Here is an 18,899-nt window from a genome sequence, read left to right on the forward strand (position 1 = left end):
CAAAATAGCCCCGGCCTGATCGGAACCTATTGATGCCGCGGCGCTTTACCCACCGGTAAGGGGGGTCCCATGAGTTCGTTTCAGGCGCCAAACGACATTGCAAAAACGGGAATTGGGGGACTGGACGATATCCTGTCGGGAGGATTTTCGCGCGGACACCTGTTCCTGGTCGAGGGCGCGCCCGGCACCGGCAAAACCACGATGGCGCTGCAATTCCTGATGGAAGGCGTGCGCGCTGGCGAAAAGTGCCTCTACATCACACTGTCGGAGACGGAGCAGGAGCTGCGTGGCGGGGCCGCTTCGCACGGCTGGTCGCTCGGCGATGGCCTCGACATTTTCGAGCTGCTGCCGCCTGAAAGCCTGCTCGATTCCGAGCAGCAGCAGAGCCTGCTTTATTCGTCGGACCTGGAACTCGGCGAGACGACCAAGCAGATATTCGATGTGGTGGAGCGTACCCGGCCGCGCCGCGTCGTGCTCGACAGTCTTTCCGAGATCCGGCTGCTGGCGCAAAGCTCGCTGCGATATCGCCGGCAGATTCTCGCGGTCAAGCATTACTTCGCGAAGTTCGATGCCACGGTGATACTGCTTGACGATCTGACTGCCGAAGCTTCCGACAAGACGGTGCACAGTATTGCGCACGGCGTTATCAGGCTCGAGGAATTGGCCCCGGCCTATGGCGCGGAGCGGCGAAGGGTGCGCGTCACGAAATATCGCGGCACCAAATTTCGCGGCGGCTATCACGACTCGACCCTCACGACTGGCGGGGTCAACGTGTTTCCACGGCTCGTGGCCTCCGAGCACCGCAAGGGATTTGAACCCGGCCAATTGTCGAGCGGGATCGGTGAATTCGACCAGCTTCTGGGCGGCGGCATCGACAAGGGGTCCAGCACGCTGGTGCTGGGGCCGGCCGGTACCGGCAAATCGCTTTCCGCGATCGTCTTTGTGGTGGCCGCGGTCGCGCGCGGCGAGAAGGCCGCCATGTTCGTGTTCGACGAAGAACTCGGCCTGCTCTACACGCGCTTGAAGAAGATGGGCATCGACCTCGAAGCGATGCAGCGGGCGGGAAATCTCTTCGTCGACCAAGTCGACGCTGCCGAACTGTCGCCCGGCGAATTTGCGCACCGGGTGCGTAAGCGGGTCAACGAGGACGCGATCAAGACCGTGGTGATCGACAGCCTCAATGGCTATCAGGCGGCGATGCCCGAGGAGAATTCGCTGATCCTTCACGTGCACGAACTGCTGCAATACCTCAACCGGCAGGGTGCTGCGACCTTCATGACCGTGGCGCAGCATGGGCTGGTCGGCGACATGAAGGCGCCGGTCGATGTCACCTACCTCGCCGATACGGTGATCCTGCTGCGCTACTTCGAGGCAATGGGCAAAGTGCGGCGGGCAATGTCGGTCATCAAGAAGCGCACCGGCGCGCATGAGACCACGATCCGCGAATATCGCATCGATCACCGCGGCTTGACGATCGGCGCGCCGCTGGAGGGCTTCCAGGGTGTGCTGACCGGCATTCCGGTCTATGTCGGAGAGGGCCAGCCCCTGTTGCAGGAGGACAGTGCGTGAAACCGGGCGTTTCGTCGGAGCGCGCCATCGTCCTCGCGCCAACTGGACGCGACGCCTCCGTTGCGGCCGCCCTGATCCGGGAAGCCGGCTATTACGCCAATCCGTGCGCCGATCTTGCGGGGCTGATGCACGAGATCGAGAGCGGCGCCGGGCTTGCCGTGATCGCTGAAGAGGCGATCAAGACCGCGGACCTGCGAAGGCTGGTGAATTGGCTCAACGATCAGCCCTCATGGTCGGATTTTCCGATCGTGCTGTTGACGCGCCAGGGCGGCGGCCCCGAGCGCAACCCGGACGCGGTGCGGCTCGGGCAAATTCTCGGTAACGTCACCTTCATCGAACGCCCGTTCCATCCGACCACGCTTGCGAGCATCGTCGGCTCCGCGGTGAGGGCCCGGCGCCGTCAGTATCAGGCCCGCGCCATTCTGGATGACCTCACCGAAAGCGAGGGCCTGCTGCAGACCGCGATGAATGCGGGTCATCTCGGCGCGCTGGAATTGCATCTTCCCGATTTCGAGCTTGAGGCCTCCGACACCTGCAAATCCTATTTCGGGCGGCGCGGCAGCGATCCTTTCACCTATCAGGACCTGCTGGAGGCCGTGCACCCTAACGACCGGGCGCGACGACTGGCCATTGTGCAGGATACCATCGAAACCGGCCGGGATTACCGCATCGAGTACCGCGTGATCTGGCCGGATGGTTCGCAACATTGGGTCGACGTTCGGGCCCGCGCGGTACGCCAGCCGGATGGCGGCACCAAGTCGCTGGTCGGTGTCTGCTCGGACATCACCGCGCGCAAGACCGCGGAGATTGAGCGCGAGGCTCTGCTGGCGCAGCTCGCCGCCGAGCGCGCCGCTCTCGCGGAATTGACCGCGACGCTCGAACAGCGCGTCGAGCAGCGCACCACGGACCTGATGTTGGAAGTCGCGGCGCGTGAAAGAGCACAGGAGCAGTTGCGGCAGGCGCAGAAGATGGAAGCGATCGGCCAGCTCACCGGCGGCGTCGCGCACGACTTCAACAATCTCTTGATGGCGGTGATGGGCAATCTCGATCTGTTGCGCAAGCGCATGCCCAAGGATCCGCGCCTGCACCGCCTGGTCGAGGGCGCGCTGCAGGGCGCCGAGCGTGGTGCGTCGCTCACGCAGCGGCTGCTCGCGTTCGCACGCCAGCAGGATCTGCGCGCGGTGCCGGTTGATCTCGGTGCGCTGGTGCGCGGCATGAGCGATCTGCTCGAGCGCTCGCTCGGGCCGCGCGTCGCGCTGCGGCTGGACATTCCCGAGGGACTGCCGGCGGCCTGTGTCGATACCAACCAGCTCGAACTCGCGATCCTTAATCTGGCGATCAATGCGCGGGACGCGATGCCGGACGGCGGTGTGATCGAGATCAAGCTCGCGTTCTGGAAGGCAAGGAACGATCCATCGGTGCGGCCCGGCAACTACCTGAAGCTGTCGGTGGTCGACAGCGGCACCGGCATGGCGCCCGATGTCCTGAAGCGGGCGATCGAGCCGTTCTTCTCGTCGAAGCCGGTGGGCAAGGGCACCGGACTCGGCCTGTCGATGGCGCATGGCCTCGCCGTGCAGCTCGGCGGCGCGCTGCAGCTTGCGAGCACGCTCGGCAAGGGTACCACGGCGACGCTGGTGCTTCCGGTCGCGACCTCAGCGCCGGAGTTGGAAAGCTCCGCCCCGGCGCCGCAGAAGATGAAGCGCTCCGCGGTGATCCTGTTCGTCGACGACGATCCGCTGATCGCGATGTCGACCACGGAGATGCTGGAAGACCTTGGTCATCGCGTGATCGGTGCCAATTCCGGACTGCGTGCGCTCGAAATCCTCAGGAGCGACCAGCCGATCGACCTGATGATGACCGATCACATGATGCCCGGCATGTCCGGCATCGAACTCGTCGCCGCCTCGCTCCGGGTCCGGCCGCAGCTTCCGGTCCTGCTCGCCACCGGCTACGCCGAACTGCCCGAGGGCAGCCAGGTCGACCTGCCGCGGCTCGCAAAGCCCTACCACCAGGATCAGCTGCGCGAGCGACTCGATCAGTTGCTGGGCGGAGCTGCCGAACAGAACGCGGACGCGGCCGGCGCCCGCAGCCTCTCAGGATGACGGGACAGCCCGTGGGCAAAGCGAGAGCGTGCCCACCGTCGCGAGCACGCCGAGAATGGTGGGCACGGCGCTTTGCGCCTTCTGCCCACCCTACGCATCTGCGCTTATCCCACTAACCGGTCGCGGCCGGTCCAGAAGCCGGCCCTCAGCACCTTCTTGTCGACCTTGCCGACGCCGGTCATCGGCAGCTCCTTGACGAACTGGATCTGCTTTGGTGCATGCGCCGAGCCCTTCTTCGTCTTCACGAGGTTGATCAGCTCGTCGGCGTCTGGTGTCGCGCCCTCGCGCGCCACCACGACCGCGGTGACGGCCTCGCCCCATTTGTCGTCGGGCACGCCGACGACCGCGACCATCGCGACATCGGCGTGCTGCGACAGTACATCCTCAACCTCGCGCGGAAAGATGTTGAAGCCGCCGGAGACGATCATGTCCTTCTTGCGGTCGAGGATGAACATGTAGCCCCGCTCGTCCTTGCGCGCGATGTCGCCGGTGTGCAGCCAGCCGTTCTTCAGCGTCTCCGCCGTTGCGTCCGGCCGCTTCCAATATTCGGCCATCACATGGGGGGCGCGCACGCAGATATCGCCAGCCTCGCCGGTCGCGACTTCCTGGTCGTCATTGTCGAGGATCTTCACCCGGCAGGCGGCGATCGGGAAGCCGCAAGACAGGAACAGCTCCGGTGTCTTCGGATTGTGATCGGCCTTGCGCAGCACCGAGATCGGATAGCATTCGGTCTGGCCGTAGAGCTGGGAGAACACCGGCCCGATCCGCTCGATCCCTTCGACCAGCCGGCTCGGCGACATCGCGGATGCGCCGTAGAGCAAAAGTTCGAGCGAGGAGAGATCGGTTTTGTCGAGCGCAGGATGATCCAGCATCACATAGATCATGGTCGGCACGAACAGTGTGAAGTTGATTTTCTCGCGCGCGATGGTCTTGAACACGGCCTCGGGGTCAAACCCCTTCAGCATATGCACGGTACCGCCGCGCATCAGCGTCGGCAGCACCTTGGTCCCCGCGACATGGCTGATCGGCGCGACCGTGAGGTAGCGCGGGGTCTCGGGAATTTCGAAGTCGGCGAGGATCGCATTGGCGGAGCCGCTATTTTCGCGATGATGGCGCAGCGCGCCCTTGGATTTGCCTGTCGTGCCGCCGGTGTAGTTCAAGATCGCAATGTCGTTGTGCTGGGCGAAGCTTTTCGGACTTGCGCTGCCGGCGGCCTCGACCGCCTTCAACAGGTCGGCGCCGTAGCCGGCTGGGCCGAGCGTGAACACGGTCTTCAGTCCGGACGCTTTCGTTGCGAGCTCGCCGCCGCGATCGTGAAACGTGACGCCGTCGACGACGAGGATCTGCGCATCGGAGTCCTCGATCTGGAACAGCTGGTCGTCGAGCGAGCCCAGCGGGTGCAGCCAGGTGATGGCAAGCCGTGACAATTGCGCGGCGACCGCCGCACACCAGGTGTCGGCGCGGTTGGCGGTGAGGAGGGCGACGCGGGTGCCGGGGGCAAAACCAAGTGCCATGAACACGCTCTGCATCCGCCCGATCAGGTCGGTCGCGCCCTGATAGCTCAGCGATCCGCCCGGCCAGGCGAAGGCCGTTCGCGACGGATAGCGCGCCAGCGCCCGCCGCGCCTGTTCGCACACCGCCGGAAATGCGTAGAGCGGATTGCTCATCGGTCTCGTCCTCCCAACTGCTTTGTCTTTGGCTTTCGTCGTGCCAATGTTGGGCAACGCTAACACAAAGTGACGGGGAAGAAGCAGCTTGCCAGACACCGATCCTCTCGCCCGCTTTCGTGAGCGCCTCCGGCTGCCGCTGATCGCAGCCCCGATGTTTCTGGTCTCCGGCGTCGAACTGATGGTAGCCGCCTGCCGCAATGGCGTGATCGGCTCGTTCCCGACGGTGAATTGCCGCGAGACGGAACAATTTGATAGCTGGCTCGGCGAGATCGAGCGCCGCCTGCAAGCGCATGCGGATGCGAACGGGCGACGGGCCGCGCCGATCTGCCCGAATCTGATCGTGCACCGCTCCAACGCGCGGCTGGCGCAGGATCTCGCGGTGCTGCTGCGGCACCGGCCGGAGATCGTGATCACCTCGGTCGGCTCGCCCGCGCCAGTGGTCGGGCCATTGCATGATTCTGGCGCGCTGGTGTTCGCCGACGTGGCCTCGATCCGCCATGCCGAGCGTGCGGTCGCGGCCGGTGCCGATGGGCTCGTGCTGCTGACCGCGGGCGCCGGCGGCCAGACCGGCTGGCTCAACCCGTTCGTGTTCGTCCGCGCCGTGCGCGGCTTCTTCGACGGCCCGATCGTGCTCGCCGGCGGCATCAGCGACGGCCACGCGCTGCGCGCCGCAGAGGCGCTCGGCTGCGATCTTGCCTATATGGGTACGAAATTCATCGCCACGCGCGAGAGCATGGCGGATATCAGTTACAAGCAGATGCTGGTCGACAGCAGCGCGGACGACATCCTGCTCACGACGGCATTCACCGGCCTGCAGACCAACATGCTGCGGCCCTCGATCGAGGCAGCCGGTCTCGATCCGGACGATCTGCCGTCGCGCGGCGCGATCGACATCGGCAAGGACATCGATATCGGTGCCCGCGAAAGCCGGCCAAAGCGCTGGCGCGACATTTGGAGTGGTGGCCATTCCACCTCTGGGGTGACCGAAGTGCTTTCGGTTGACGATCTCGTGGCGCGGACAGTGGCGGAGTACGAGGCGGCGAGCGCGCGGATCAGACTCGTCTAGTTCGCCACGAAGTACCAATCGTTGCCGTAGGCCACCACCCGCGTCGGCGGCTTGTCGTCGAACTCGAAGAACTTTCTCGGATCACCGCCTGATGGCACGTGCAGGAAGCCGCTGAAACTGTGCTTCAGCCCGCGCACGGCGAAGAACAGCACATAGGTGCCTTTGTCGGCCTCGTCGACCACGATGTCGTTGCCGAGGGACACCGAAGGGCCGTCGTCGCCAAGCGCGATCAAATTGCCGTTGTCATCCACGTTGGGCTTCAGTTCGCCGCGCGCGACTCGGGCTACGATCGCGTCGCGGGCGGCGCGGCGCCAGTGGAAGTCGCATTGCAGATAGATGTCCTGCAGTGGAGCGTAGGTCAGGATCGCCAGCGTCGCCGCGCAAACCAGGAAGGGGCCGGCGAATGTCGCGCCGTCCTGCCTGATCCGCAGCAATTGCGTCAGCGACCACGCGCCACAGCCGAGGAACAGCAACGCGGCGAGCGGCAGCAGCAGCATTTCGACGAGGCTCGAGGGCCAGTCGGCCATCGACAGTTCGAAAGTGGCGATCAGCAGCGTCACCGCGCAGATCGTGACCGCTACGGTGAGGCCGCCGCGAACCGATGGCCTTGCCGCAGGGGTCGTCGTCTGAGCTTGCGAGTCCACAATTGCCCTGCCTGCCGGCCTTAACGCGGCATTAACCACGATCGCCCCAACAATAGCGCCACAGGATGGCCTGCCGCCACGGCCGGCAATGATGGGGATGCGACATGGATTTTGAGGCGCTGTTTGCCAAGAGCCCCGCAACGCTCGACGAACTCAGGACCCGGGTCTTCTACGCCCTGCAGCGTCATCCGCTGTGCCGCCAGGTCGAATTCGATATCGTCAGCACGCCGCGCACCCGCCGGACCAACTGGACTGTCAGCCTGCGCGCGGTCCAGCCCGGCGCCCTGTGGCCGGCCCATGAGATCGTCGCCGATATCCAGGAAGCCTATGAGCTTGCTGCCGCGGCCTGATTTTCGGCCGTTTCAGCAGGATTTTCACCCAGTTTGGCGACCTCCCGCCGCCTTGGTGGCACGCTAAAGCCTCATTTGGCCTTCAGCTTGCGATGACACCGGCCGGGAATGGAGACGTTTTTGACCAGAGCCATCACCCTCGTCGCGCTGACCTGCTTCCTCCTTGCCGGCGTCGCGGTGACCGCCATCCTTGGCCGCGACAGCGTTCCGACGGCGCCGTCCCGGCTTGCCGCTGCGACCGCCGAGGCGGCTCCGGTCTCCAACAAGGCCGGCAAGCAGGACAGGCTCGCGGTCGCCACGTTCGCGGTCGCTGCCTATGAGCCGCCCCAGGCGGCCGAACCCTCGGCTGCACCGTCGCCGCTGCAACAGCGCGCCCAAGCGAATATTCCTGGAGCCAATATCCCTGCAGCCAACATTCCGGGAGTATCCGACACCCTGCGGCAGGCCTATGCCTCCGCCGAACCCTCCGATGTCGGCCTGCCGAAGATCACCGAAACAGCGCCGGTCCTCGCGGCATTGCCCAAACCGAAGGCTGCCGCCAAGCCGGCGCCACAGAAGAGCTACGCTCTGCTGAGTGACGCCCAGATCGCCGGCATCAAGGAGCGGCTCAAACTGTCGTCGGATCAGGAATCCTACTGGCCGCCGGTCGAGAGCGCGCTGCGTGCCGTTGCGCGCAAGATCCACGCGAAGCGGCAGGGCGATCCCGCCGCCGGCAGCATGCCGATCGACCCCGATTCCGACGAAGTCCAGCAGCTGAAATCGGCGGCGATGCCGCTGCTGTTCCAGCTCCGCGAAGATCAGAAGAGCGAAGTGCGCTCGCTCGCACGCCTGATCGGACTTGAAAGAGTCGCCGCGATGATCTGAGGCGCGTGACTCGCGGCGGTCGGCTCGGCGGGTTTTCCCGGGCTGCGCTCCTCACTGAATTCGTGCAAGCGCGGCGTCGTTGTGATCACGACCGCTTTCATTTCATTCCCCCGCCGATTTCGCGGAGCACCTCAGCCAAAGCTGCATGCTGACACTTCTGTGTGTTGACCGCTTCCGAGGTTCGGTACGACACTTCCGTCAACAAGCAACGAGCTCGTAGGCATCTGGTTGAGTTCCCGGAGAGGAATCCATGTCTAAACGCAGCAGCTCGCGCCGCGATGGCGCGCAAGACGCGAGCCTAAAAGACACCAGCCTCCAAGACAGCAGCCGCCGGAACTTCCTGAAGGGCGCGACCATCGCCGGCGCCGCGGCGCTCGGCACGCCGGCCGCGGCCAACACCGCGATGCAGGCATTTCCGCAGGCGCGTCCCAAGGCCACGGTTCCCGGCCCGAAGCTCGCGGCGGCCGATTCGATGCCGCCGCCTGCCGACCCGGTCAATCAGAGCTCGAGCGGCGGCGACTTCATGGTCGATGTGCTCAAGACGCTCGACATCGATTACCTCGCGATGAATTGCGCGTCGAGCTTCCGCGGCCTGCATGAGGCTGTGATCAATTATGGCGGCAACACCAGGCCCGAGATCATCACCTGTCCGCACGAGGAGATCGCGGTGCATATGGGGCAGGGCTACGCCAAGATGGCAGGCAAGCCGATGGCCATGATCTGCCACGGCGTGGTCGGGCTGCAGCATGCCTCGATGGCGATGTACAACGCCTGGTGCGACCGCGTCCCCGTCATCGTGATGGGCGGCAACATCATGGAGGCCGACAAGCGCGGGCCGGGTGTCGAATGGCCGCATTCGGCGATCGACCCGGGAGCATTGACCCGCGACTTCGTCAAATGGGACGACCAGCCGGCCTCGTTGCAGCATTTCGCGGAATCGGCGGTGCGCGCCTACAAGATATCAACCACGCCGCCGATGGCGCCGGTGATGCTGTCGCTCGACCAGGAGCTGCAGGAAAACCCGATTCCGAACCGCGATCGCCTGCGGATCCCGAGATTCACCCCGGCACTGCCGCCGCAAGGCGACGATTCGGCGCTGGCCGAACTCGCCAAGATGCTGGTCGCGGCGGAGAATCCCGTGATCATCTGCGACCGGGTGGCGCGCACACAGGCCGGCATGCCGCGCCTGGTGGAGCTGGCGGAAACGCTGCAATGCGCCGTGATCGACAATTACGGGCGCATGAACTTCCCATCGCGCCATCCGCTCAACCAGTCATTCCGTCGCTCCATCCTGTCGCAGGCCGACCTGATCGTGGCGATGGAGCTCAACGATATCTGGGGCACGCTCTCTGATTTCCACGATCGCATCGTGCGCAGCTCGGAGCCGCGCACCAAGAAGACCGCCAAAATCGTCACGCTCGGCACCCGCGGCCTCTACATGAAGGCCAACTACCAGGATATCGGCCGCTACCAGGAAGTTGATCTCGACATCACGGGCGATGCCGAGGCGAGCCTGCCGACGCTGATCGAGCAGGTCAAGCGCCAGGTCGACGAGGGCCGCAAGGCCGCCTTCGATGCGCGCGGCAAGAAGCTCGCGGCAGCGAAGCTCGCCACCATTGCGCAGGCGAAGTCGGATGCGACCATCGGCTGGGACGCAAGCCCGATCACCACCGCGCGGCTGTGCGCCGAGCTCTACAACCAGATCAAGGACGAGGACTGGTCGCTGGTCGGCACCTCGATCGGGCTGTCATGGCCGCATCGTCTGTGGAATTTCGACAAACCGCATCGCTGGAACGGCGTCGCTGGCGGCGGCGGTGTCGGCTACACCCTGCCGGCGTCGCTCGGGGCCGCGCTCGCCAACAAGGGGCAGGGCCGGCTGACGGTCGCGATCGGCGGCGACGGCGACTTCATGTTCGTGCCGTCGACGCTATGGACCGCCGCGCATCACCAGATTCCGATGCTCTATATCGTGCACAACAACCGCGCCTATCATCAGGAATACATGTACCTGCAGGCGATGGCCGCGCGCCGTGGCCGCGGCATCACGAAGGCCGATATCGGCACCACGCTCAAGGATCCCTTTGTCGACTATGCGACCCTCGCCAAGGGCTTTGGCGTCTACGGCGAAGGCCCGATCAGCGATCCGAACGCGCTCGCGCCGGCGCTAAAGCGCGCGGTCGCCATGGTCAAGAGCGGCCAGCCGGCACTGCTCGACGTCGTGATGGATCAGCGTTGAAGCGGGGGTGACAATGAGGATCAATCAGTCCGTGCTGCGTATCGCAGCCGTCGTCATGATTGCGGGCGCCTTCGCGGCCGGCGGCATCGTTGTCTCGTCGCGCGCGGATGATGCGCCACCGGCCGGCGACCCCGTCAACGGCAAGCGGCTCTATCTTGCGGACGGGTGCTTCGAATGCCACGGCCGCGCCGGGCAGGGCGGCCGTTTCAACTATCTGACCCCGGCGCTGGCGCAGATCGCGCTGCCGGTGGACTCCTTCATCGCCTTCCTGCGCGAGGCGCCGAACGACATGCCGTCGTTCTCGGAGCAGGTGCTCTCAGACAAGGACGCCGCCGACATCCACGCCTTCCTGAGCTCGCTGCCCGGGCCGAGGCCGGCGAAGGATATTCCGATCCTGAACAATTGACGGATCGTTCGCGAACGCGCGCAACCGCGCCAGGCCGGTCGGCGGGTTTACCGTTTCTCGGACTTGCCCGTGGCAATGACGATGAGGACCTCGGCCTTCTGCCGGCCAAGGCTATTCACCTGATGCGGAGTCTCGCCGGAGAAGTACAGGCAATCGCCTCTTTCCAGCTTGAACTCCTCGCCGTCGAGTTCGATGGCGACCCGGCCGCTGACGACGAACAGCATTTCCTCGCCGGAGTGGAACGACCTCTGAATTGTCTCACGGGTCCGGACCGAGGGCGGTGACGTTTTGAACGGGGGCCTGAGCAGAAATGGCTCCATGCTCTTGTGCGGACGCGCCGCGGCGAGCGCGAACAGGTCGAAGGAGCCGTTGGCTGCAGGCGCCGCGCCCTGATCCTCGTGCCGATGGATGGTGTAGCGTGGCCCTGCTGCGGCTTTGGGATCGAAGAACGTGGCGACATTGACGTCCAGCGCGGCGGCCATGCGCATCAAGGCCGCAATGGACGGTGCCTTGAGCCCGCGCTCGACAAGCGAGATGTAACCGCGGGTCAGTTCGCTCATCCCGGCCAGCCGATCGAGCGTCAGTCCCTTGGCCGTCCGCAACTGGCGCAGATTGTCTCCGACGCCGGCGGTTTTGCTCATATCAAGCAAGGATCATCTCCCGTCCTCAGGCCCCCTGCTGTGTGCCTGCGTGGCGGCGGGCACGCAAGAGCGCTCGGCGAATAACCACAGTGATGTGATCCCAACAGTAAACACGCGCTGCAAAAAGAGTTCGCTTTGGCGGCGAAATGATATGCAGAATCCGTTAGAAACCATTTAAATTGGCCCATTTTGTGAGCAGAAGCGACCTGCTGCGCTGTTTCTGGCCAAATGCCTGATCTCGCGGCGTTGATTTCTGTCAGTAAACATGATCGTCTTCCCTCGAGCAGCCTTTGAGGGAAGGGCAGCCTTTGAGGGAAGGGAGAGCCGGATCGTACCGGGAATCATCGATCGCCGCGATCTCCTGAATTCCAACGCCCGCGCTGGGGCGCCGAGCAGCCAGCGATGATGCATCGAACGACCGGACTGTGCCGCGGGGAGCCTCGGCACGGAACGAAGACCTGCGCTTGAAACTGAACATGTCTTTTCAAGGAGCGAACAATGACCGTTGCCGAAGAGTTCAATGTCGCCGTTCCCGTCACCAACGATGTCGCCACGATGCGCCGCATCGTGTGGTCGAGCGTGATCGGCACCGCCGTCGAATGGTATGACTTCCTGATCTACGGCGCCGCCACCGCGCTGGTGTTCAATAAGATATTCTTCGCCGCCGGAGATCCGGCGCTGGCGACGATCGCCGCGTTCGGGACCTACGCGGTCGGCTTTCTCTCCCGCCCGCTGGGCGCTGCGATCTTCGGCCATTTCGGCGATCGGGTCGGCCGCAAGGCAATGCTGGCCATTACCATCATGGTGATGGGGCTCGGGACCTTCCTGATCGGTCTGCTTCCGACCTATCAGCAGATCGGCGTCGCCGCGCCGGTGCTGCTGATCGTGCTGCGCTTCCTGCAGGGCATCGGCCTCGGCGGCGAGTGGGGCGGCGCCGTCCTGATGGTGGTCGAGAATTGTCCGACCGAGAAACGCGGCCTGCTCGGCAGCATGGTTCAGGTCGGCAACCCCGTCGGCAATCTGGCGGCGATCGGCATCTTCGCGCTGGTCTCGCAATTGCCCGAGAGCGAATTCATCAGCTGGGGCTGGCGCATTCCATTTCTGGTCTCGATCCTGCTGGTCGGCGTCGGCCTGTGGATCCGGCTCAGCCTGGAAGAGACTGCAGCCTTCCGTCAGCTCAAGGCGAAGAACGAAGTCGTGCGGATGCCGATCGTCGAGATCTTCAAATATCATCGCCGCCCGTTCTTCACCGCGGTCGGCCTGAAGATCTCCGAAATCGCCTATGCCAGCATCGCCGGCGTATTCATCATGTCCTACGCGACGACCACGCTCGGCCTGTCACGCGGCCTGGTGCTCAACGGTGCCTTCGTCGCGTCGTTTGTCGCGCTGTTCTCGATCCCGCTGTTCGGCTGGATGTCGGACAAGGTCGGCCGCAAGGCCATGTTCTACGCCAGCTGCGTATTCTCGGCTTTGTTTGCCTTTCCGATGTTCTGGCTGCTCGATACCCGCGAGCCGGCCATCGTGATCGCGACGATTGTTGCAGCCATCAGCTTCGGCCAGATGGTGATGTTCGGGATCGGCGCGCCCTGGTACTCGGAATTATTCACCGCAAAGCTGCGCTACAGCGGCGCTTCGCTCGGCTTCCAGGTCGGTGCCGCGCTGAGCGGCGGGCTCAGCCCTCTGATCGCGGCCGGGCTGATGAATTGGGCCGGCGCCACCTGGCCGGTCTCGTTGTTCCTGATCGGCTGTGCGTTGATCACGGCGGTCGCGACATCGTTCGCGCCGGAGATGGCCAACAAGGAACTCAGCTGACGGCGGTGGAGCGATGCGCTCGCGCATCGCCCGCGAACACTGCCTCTCAAAACCAGAAACCGACGTCGCTCTCCGGGAGAAATGACAATGCTGGATACACTCAAGCAACCCTCAACATCATCATTTGAATCCGTCGTGCCATCATGGACCGGCGTGGTGCGCCATCTCCACCTCACACCGCGGGCGTTCCTGCCGATGCGTTCGATGCCGGAGATCGTCTTGATCGCAGGCAAGGGCATCGAAGGCGATCGCTACATGATCGGCCGCGAGCAGGGCTTCTATTCGCACAAGCCGGAGGAGGGACGGCAGGTGACGCTGTTCGAAGACGAGACGCTGGTGGCGCTCAAGCGCGATCACAATATCGATCTCGGTCCCGAGGAACACCGGCGCAACGTCACCGTTGCCGGCGTGCCGCTGACGCATCTGGTCGGCCGCCGGTTCTGGCTCGGCGAAATCCTGCTCGAGGCGACGCGGCTGTCGATTCCCTGCCGGCACATCGAGGAGATCACCGGCAAGGCGATCTTCGATCCGCTGATCAATCGCTCCGGGCTCAATTGCCGGATCCTGCAAGGCGGCATCGTGCGGGTCGGCGATGCGGTACGGAACGACGCATGAGCGCGGCACCGATTACGACCGTCAAGACCGTGGTCGAGACCATCGAGGACGGCGGTGCCGGCGTAAAGCTGTTCTCGCTGGTCGATCCCGATCACTGGGAGTTGCCGCCGTTCCGGCCGGGCGCGCATATCGACCTGCATTTGCCGGGCGGACTGGTGCGGACCTATTCGCTCTGCAACGACCCCGCCGACGACTGCCGATATCTCGTCGCGGTCAAGCGCGAGCGTGACGGCCGCGGCGGCTCGGTGAAACTGCATGATGAGATCGGGGTTGGCGACAGCATCGGCGTGTCGCTGCCACGCGGCGGCCTCGATCTGTCTGACGATATCGAGAGGTTCATCTTCGTCGCCGGCGGCATCGGCGTCACGCCGTTCCTGTCGGCGGCCGCCTTTCTGATGCGAACCGGACGGGCGGATTTCGCGCTGCATCTGCTGTCGCGGGGAGAGCCGCCGCTTCGACGCCTGCTGGCACCGCTGGCCGTGTCCGGGCATCTGGTGCTTCACGACACCGCCGCGCGCGCGCGCCCCGAGCTTGCAACAATCATCGGGCGCCAAGAGTGCCACATCGGTCTCGGCTGTTGCGGCCCCGAGAGCATGATCGACGATTTCGAGCATGCCACGGGCGATTGGCCCGCCGAGCGCGTCCACATCGAGCGTTTCGTGCCGCCGCCTCTGCCGGTCGATCCGAACGCAAAACCCTATACCCTGGTGCTGGCTCGCTCCAGACTCGAGACACGCGTCGCGCCGGGGCAGACCATGCTGTCCGCAATCCAGAGCTTCAATGTCGATATCCCGGCCTCCTGCTGCGGCGGCATCTGCGGCTCATGCAAGGTGAACTGGCTCGAAGGCGCGCCGGTCCATCGCGACCGTGTCCTGTCTCCAGCAGAGCGTGCACGCAGCCTGATGGTCTGCGTTGCCGGCTCCGCGGATGATCGGTTGGTGCTGGATCTGTAGTTGGCGGCTGCGCGCGCAAAACTGCGGTAAATGGCGCCCTTGCAATCGCAGCGGCCGAGAGTCCGCATCGCGAACGGCTGGCGCTGGGAAAGTTCGGCTGCTAATCAGCCTCGTGATGCCATCCTCCCTGATCGAGCGAGCACGGCGCAGAAGCGCCGGCAACCAAATTCAAGGCCGGCAGACGCTAGTTCGGCAGAGCTTATTTTTGACCGCGATCGACGGTGTATCTCGATGGATGTTTCGGCGAGGCGCCGCCTTGGGACGCATTGACAGCAGCAACACCCAATCGCAAGCTCGTCTCAGGCGGCGTTGGCCCAGCCTGTGTCAACCGGGCCGAGAGAATTCACCAGGAGTTCTAACAGTGGACAGATCAATCCTGCTCGCCGCCGTCTGCGCTTCGGCGATAGTGGCAGCTTCGGCGGCTTCCGCCAAAACCTTGGTTTTCTGCTCGGAAGGCAGCCCGGAAAACTTCTATCCCGGCGTCAACACGACCGGGACGTCGTTCGACGGCAATGAGCCGATCTACAACCGCATTGTCGAGTTCGAGCGCGGCGGCACGCAAGTGGTGCCCGGCCTCGCCGACAAATGGACGATCTCGCCGGACGGAACCACCTACACCTTCAACTTGCGTAAGGGCGTGAAGTGGCATTCGACGTCCAAGTCGTTCAAGCCGACGCGGGACTTTAATGCCGACGACGTCATGTTCTCGATCGAACGGCAATGGAAGGAAGATAATGCTTATTTCAAGGTGACGAGCCCGAACCATTCGTATTTCGGCGACATGGGCCTGCCGAAATTGTTGAAGTCGGTCGAGAAGGTGGACGACTACACGATCAAGGTGACGCTCAATCAGCCGGAAGCCCCTTTCCTCGCCGACCTCGCGATGCCCTTCGCGGCCATTCAGTCGAAGGAATATGCGGATGCAATGCTTAAGGCCGGCACGCCCGAGAAGATCGACCAGGATCCGATCGGCACCGGCCCATTTTATTTGGTGCAGTACCAGAAAGATGCCGTGATCCGGTACAAGGCGTTCCCTGAATTTTGGGGCGGCAAGGCGAAGATTGACGACCTCGTCTATTCGATCACGCCGGATGCATCCGTTCGCTGGGCCAAACTCCAGAAGGGCGAGTGCGACGTGATGCCTTATCCAAACCCGGCCGACATCGACGCGATCAAGAAAGATCCAAACATCACCGTCCTGGAACAGCCGGGTCTCAACGTCGGTTATCTGGCCTTCCAGACGCAAAAGAAACCCTTCGACGACGTCCGCGTGCGCAAGGCCATCAGCATGGCGATCGACAAGAAGGCGATCATCGACGCCGTCTTTCTGTCGACCGGGATCGCGGCCAAGAATCCCATCCCGCCCTCGATGTGGTCCTATAACGACGACGTCAAGGACGACCCCTATGATCCGGCAGCGGCCAAGAAGCTTCTCGCCGACGCAGGATTTCCGAACGGTTTCGAAACCGACCTATGGGCCATGCCGGTGCAGCGGCCCTACAATCCGAACGCCAAGCGCATCGCCGAACTGATGCAGGCCGACCTCGCCAAGATCGGCGTCAAGGCCGAGATCAAGTCATTTGAATGGGGCGAATACCGCAAGCGGATGCAGGCCGGCGAGCACCAGATGGGAATGTTCGGCTGGACCGGCGACAACGGCGACCCGGACAACTTCCTGCACACCTTGCTCGGCTGCGACTCCGCGAAATCGGGGGGCTCGAATATCGCCAAATTCTGCTACAAGCCATTCGACGATCTCGTCGTGAAGGCCAAGACCGTCAGCGATCAGGCCGAGCGGGCCAAGCTGTACGCGCAGGCTCAGGTGATCTTCAAGGAGCAGGCGCCGTGGTTCACCATCGCACACGCGGTGCAGTTGAAACCAATCAGCAAAAAAGTGATCGACTTCAAGCTGTCGCCGTTCGGACGCCACAACTTCTATGGCGTCAACGTCAGGGAATAACAGAAAACGAGGGCGGAGTGGCCTTCGCTGCTCCGCCGTTTTTTCTTTACCCTTCCCCTTGCGGGGAGTGTGACAGGAAACGGCATGCTCCGGTTCGTTCTTACCCGGTTAAGTCTCGTGGTTCCGACCTTCGTCGGAATCACGTTGCTTGTGTTCGTGCTTATCCGTTTGATCCCTGGCGATCCCATCGAGACGATGGCGGGCGAACGCGGCATCGATCCGACCCGGCTCGCGCAATTGCGCAAGGACTACGGCTTCGATCAGCCGGTGCTGGTGCAATACGGCCTCTATCTGTCGCGGCTGGTGCATGGCGACCTCGGCCGCTCGATCGTCACCCATGAGCCGGTGATTTCCGAATTCCGGACGTTGTTCCCGGCGACGATCGAGCTATCGGTTTGCGCGATCCTGTTTGCTTTATGCCTCGGGTTGCCGGCCGGCATCATCGCCGCGGTCCGGCGCAACTCCATTTTCGATCATGGCGTGATGGGGATCTCGCTGACCGGATATTCGATGCCGATTTTCTGGTGGGGATTGCTGCTGATCCTGCTTTTTTCGGTGCAACTTGGCTGGACGCCGGTGTCGGGCCGGATCGCAGTGCAATACTTCATCGAACCGGTGACCGGCTTCCTGCTGATCGACGCGCTGCTGGCCGGTGATTTCGGCGCGTTCCGCTCGGCCTTGTCACATCTCGTGCTGCCCATGATCGTGCTCGGCACGGTGCCGCTCGCCGTAATCGCCCGCATGACGCGGTCCGCCATGCTCGAGGTCCTGGGAGAAGATTACATCCGCACCGCCCGCGCCAAGGGATTGCCGCGTTTCCGGGTGATCGCGATCCATGCATTGCGCAATGCGCTGATCCCGGTGGTGACGGTGATCGGGCTACAGGTCGGCGTCCTGTTTACCGGCGCGATCCTCACGGAGACCATTTTTTCCTGGCCGGGCGTGGGCAAATGGCTGATCGAGGCTATCAACCGCCGCGACTATCCGGTGCTGCAGGGCGGCACTCTGTTGATCGGCACCATCGTCATGATCGTCAATTTGCTGGTTGACGTTACCTATGGGCTGATCAATCCCCGCATCCGGTACACCAGATGACCGCCGAAGTTTTCAAAACTCCCGTCGTCGTGGCGCAAGCAAGCGCTCCGCCGCATCCGCTGTTAGAATTCTGGTCCTATTTCAAAGCAAATTTCGGCGCCGTGGCGGGCCTCGTCGTGATCGTGGTTCTGGTTTTGCTCGCGCTCTTTGCCGATTTCGTTGCGCCACATTCCCCGATCCTCACCAACAATACGGCCTTTCTCAAACCGCCCTTCTGGCAGCAGGGTGGATCGATCGCCTATCCGCTGGGCACCGACGCGATCGGCCGCGATATTCTGTCCCGTCTCATCCATGGAGCGCGGCTTTCGCTTCTGATCGGCATCGCGGTGGTGACGTTGTCGGTGATCGCCGGGACGATCCTCGGTCTGGTGGCGGGTTTTTTCAGGGGCGTGATCGAGATCACGATCATGCGGCTGATGGACATCACGTTGACGCTGCCAAGCCTTTTGCTCGCGATCGTGATCGTTGCGATCCTCGGGCCGGGCTTGATGAATGCGATGCTGGCGGTCGCTATCGTGCTCTTGCCGCATTACGTGCGGATCACGCGCGCGGCCGTCATCAGCGAAGTCTCGAAGGATTACGTCACCGCGGCCAAAGTCGCAGGCGCCGGCCGGCTCCGGTTGATGTTCAAGGAGGTGCTGCCGAATTGCGCAGCGCCCCTGATCGTGCAGGCGACGCTCGGCATTTCGACCGCGATCCTGGACGCGGCCGCGCTCGGCTTTCTCGGTCTCGGTGCGCAACCGCCCTTGCCGGAGTGGGGAACCATGTTGGCGGACGCGCGCGAATTCGTGCTGCGGGCTTGGTGGGTCGTTACGCTTCCGGGCTTGGCGATCCTCGTGACCGTGCTGGCCTTCAACCTTCTGGGCGACGGACTGCGTGACGCGCTCGATCCCAAGCTCAAGCGATAACGCGTGAT

At 63.7% G+C, this 18,899-nt stretch carries 16 protein-coding genes; 13 read left to right on the top strand and 3 right to left on the bottom strand.

Features of this window, described 5'->3' with window-relative positions:
- The first annotated feature begins 69 nt into the window (after positions 1-69).
- Positions 70-1,569 carry an ATPase domain-containing protein gene (locus tag UP10_RS23920; RefSeq protein WP_044589688.1) on the top strand — a complete coding sequence of 500 codons (1,500 nt, stop codon included), beginning with the start codon at positions 70-72 and terminating at the stop codon, positions 1,567-1,569.
- Positions 1,566-3,671 (top strand): hybrid sensor histidine kinase/response regulator, encoded by a 2,106-nt coding sequence (locus tag UP10_RS23925; protein ID WP_044589689.1) that lies wholly within the window; start codon positions 1,566-1,568, stop codon positions 3,669-3,671. The genes UP10_RS23920 and UP10_RS23925 overlap by 4 nt, the downstream gene beginning before the upstream one ends.
- Positions 3,672-3,775: 104 nt before the next feature.
- On the opposite strand, the gene UP10_RS23930 is transcribed toward UP10_RS23925, so the two are convergent.
- Entirely contained in the window at positions 3,776-5,338 is a 1,563-nt protein-coding gene (locus UP10_RS23930) for an AMP-binding protein (RefSeq protein WP_044589690.1), read from the bottom strand.
- Between the two features lie 88 nt (positions 5,339-5,426).
- Between UP10_RS23930 and UP10_RS23935 the strand changes: the two genes are divergently transcribed.
- Complete coding sequence (locus UP10_RS23935) at positions 5,427-6,407, top strand: NAD(P)H-dependent flavin oxidoreductase (protein ID WP_044589691.1); 981 nt, start codon at positions 5,427-5,429, stop codon at positions 6,405-6,407.
- Here the strand turns inward: UP10_RS23935 and UP10_RS42175 are convergent.
- Complete coding sequence (locus tag UP10_RS42175; RefSeq protein ID WP_156180223.1) at positions 6,404-7,051, bottom strand: hypothetical protein; 648 nt, start codon at positions 7,049-7,051, stop codon at positions 6,404-6,406. The two genes, UP10_RS23935 and UP10_RS42175, sit on opposite strands and share 4 nt — an antisense overlap.
- Before the next feature lie 104 nt (positions 7,052-7,155).
- Here UP10_RS42175 and UP10_RS23945 point away from each other — a divergent pair, with 104 nt between their 5' ends.
- From UP10_RS23945 to UP10_RS23960, 4 genes are all read left to right on the top strand, one after another.
- Positions 7,156-7,401 carry a hypothetical protein gene (locus tag UP10_RS23945; RefSeq protein WP_044543035.1) on the top strand — a complete coding sequence of 82 codons (246 nt, stop codon included), beginning with the start codon at positions 7,156-7,158 and terminating at the stop codon, positions 7,399-7,401.
- 120 nt (positions 7,402-7,521) lie between these two features.
- A complete protein-coding gene (locus UP10_RS23950; protein WP_044590085.1) occupies positions 7,522-8,265 on the top strand; it encodes a hypothetical protein in 744 nt (247 codons plus the stop codon).
- A 250-nt stretch (positions 8,266-8,515) separates the two neighbouring features.
- The gene (locus tag UP10_RS23955; protein ID WP_050043789.1) at positions 8,516-10,501 is read left to right on the top strand and encodes a thiamine pyrophosphate-binding protein; all 1,986 of its coding nucleotides are present in this window, start codon (positions 8,516-8,518) and stop codon (positions 10,499-10,501) included.
- 13 nt (positions 10,502-10,514) lie between these two features.
- A complete protein-coding gene (locus tag UP10_RS23960; protein WP_050043790.1) occupies positions 10,515-10,907 on the top strand; it encodes a c-type cytochrome in 393 nt (130 codons plus the stop codon).
- Between the two features lie 47 nt (positions 10,908-10,954).
- Here UP10_RS23960 and UP10_RS23965 read toward each other — a convergent pair whose 3' ends face one another.
- Positions 10,955-11,548 carry a helix-turn-helix domain-containing protein gene (locus tag UP10_RS23965; RefSeq protein ID WP_245321857.1) on the bottom strand — a complete coding sequence of 198 codons (594 nt, stop codon included), beginning with the start codon at positions 11,546-11,548 and terminating at the stop codon, positions 10,955-10,957.
- 498 nt (positions 11,549-12,046) lie between these two features.
- On the opposite strand from UP10_RS23965, the gene UP10_RS23970 reads away from it, so the two are divergent.
- From UP10_RS23970 to UP10_RS23995, 6 genes are all read left to right on the top strand, one after another.
- Entirely contained in the window at positions 12,047-13,360 is a 1,314-nt protein-coding gene (locus UP10_RS23970; protein WP_044589693.1) for an MFS transporter, read from the top strand.
- An 87-nt stretch (positions 13,361-13,447) separates the two neighbouring features.
- The gene (locus tag UP10_RS23975) at positions 13,448-13,975 is read left to right on the top strand and encodes an MOSC domain-containing protein (RefSeq protein ID WP_044589694.1); all 528 of its coding nucleotides are present in this window, start codon (positions 13,448-13,450) and stop codon (positions 13,973-13,975) included.
- A complete protein-coding gene (locus tag UP10_RS23980; protein WP_044589695.1) occupies positions 13,972-14,928 on the top strand; it encodes a PDR/VanB family oxidoreductase in 957 nt (318 codons plus the stop codon). Before UP10_RS23975 ends, UP10_RS23980 begins: the two co-directional genes overlap by 4 nt.
- 361 nt (positions 14,929-15,289) lie before the next feature.
- Positions 15,290-16,888, top strand: a complete 1,599-nt coding sequence (locus UP10_RS23985; protein WP_082077235.1) for an ABC transporter substrate-binding protein — start codon at positions 15,290-15,292, stop codon at positions 16,886-16,888.
- Positions 16,889-16,972: 84 nt separating this feature from the next.
- The gene (locus tag UP10_RS23990; RefSeq protein ID WP_044543045.1) at positions 16,973-17,983 is read left to right on the top strand and encodes an ABC transporter permease subunit; all 1,011 of its coding nucleotides are present in this window, start codon (positions 16,973-16,975) and stop codon (positions 17,981-17,983) included.
- Positions 17,980-18,891, top strand: coding sequence for an ABC transporter permease subunit (locus UP10_RS23995; protein ID WP_044589696.1), 912 nt, complete (start codon positions 17,980-17,982; stop codon positions 18,889-18,891). Before UP10_RS23990 ends, UP10_RS23995 begins: the two co-directional genes overlap by 4 nt.
- The last annotated feature ends 8 nt before the right edge of the window (positions 18,892-18,899 follow it).

It is taken from the genome of Bradyrhizobium sp. LTSPM299, from assembly GCF_000938235.1.
Taxonomy (GTDB): domain Bacteria; phylum Pseudomonadota; class Alphaproteobacteria; order Rhizobiales; family Xanthobacteraceae; genus Bradyrhizobium.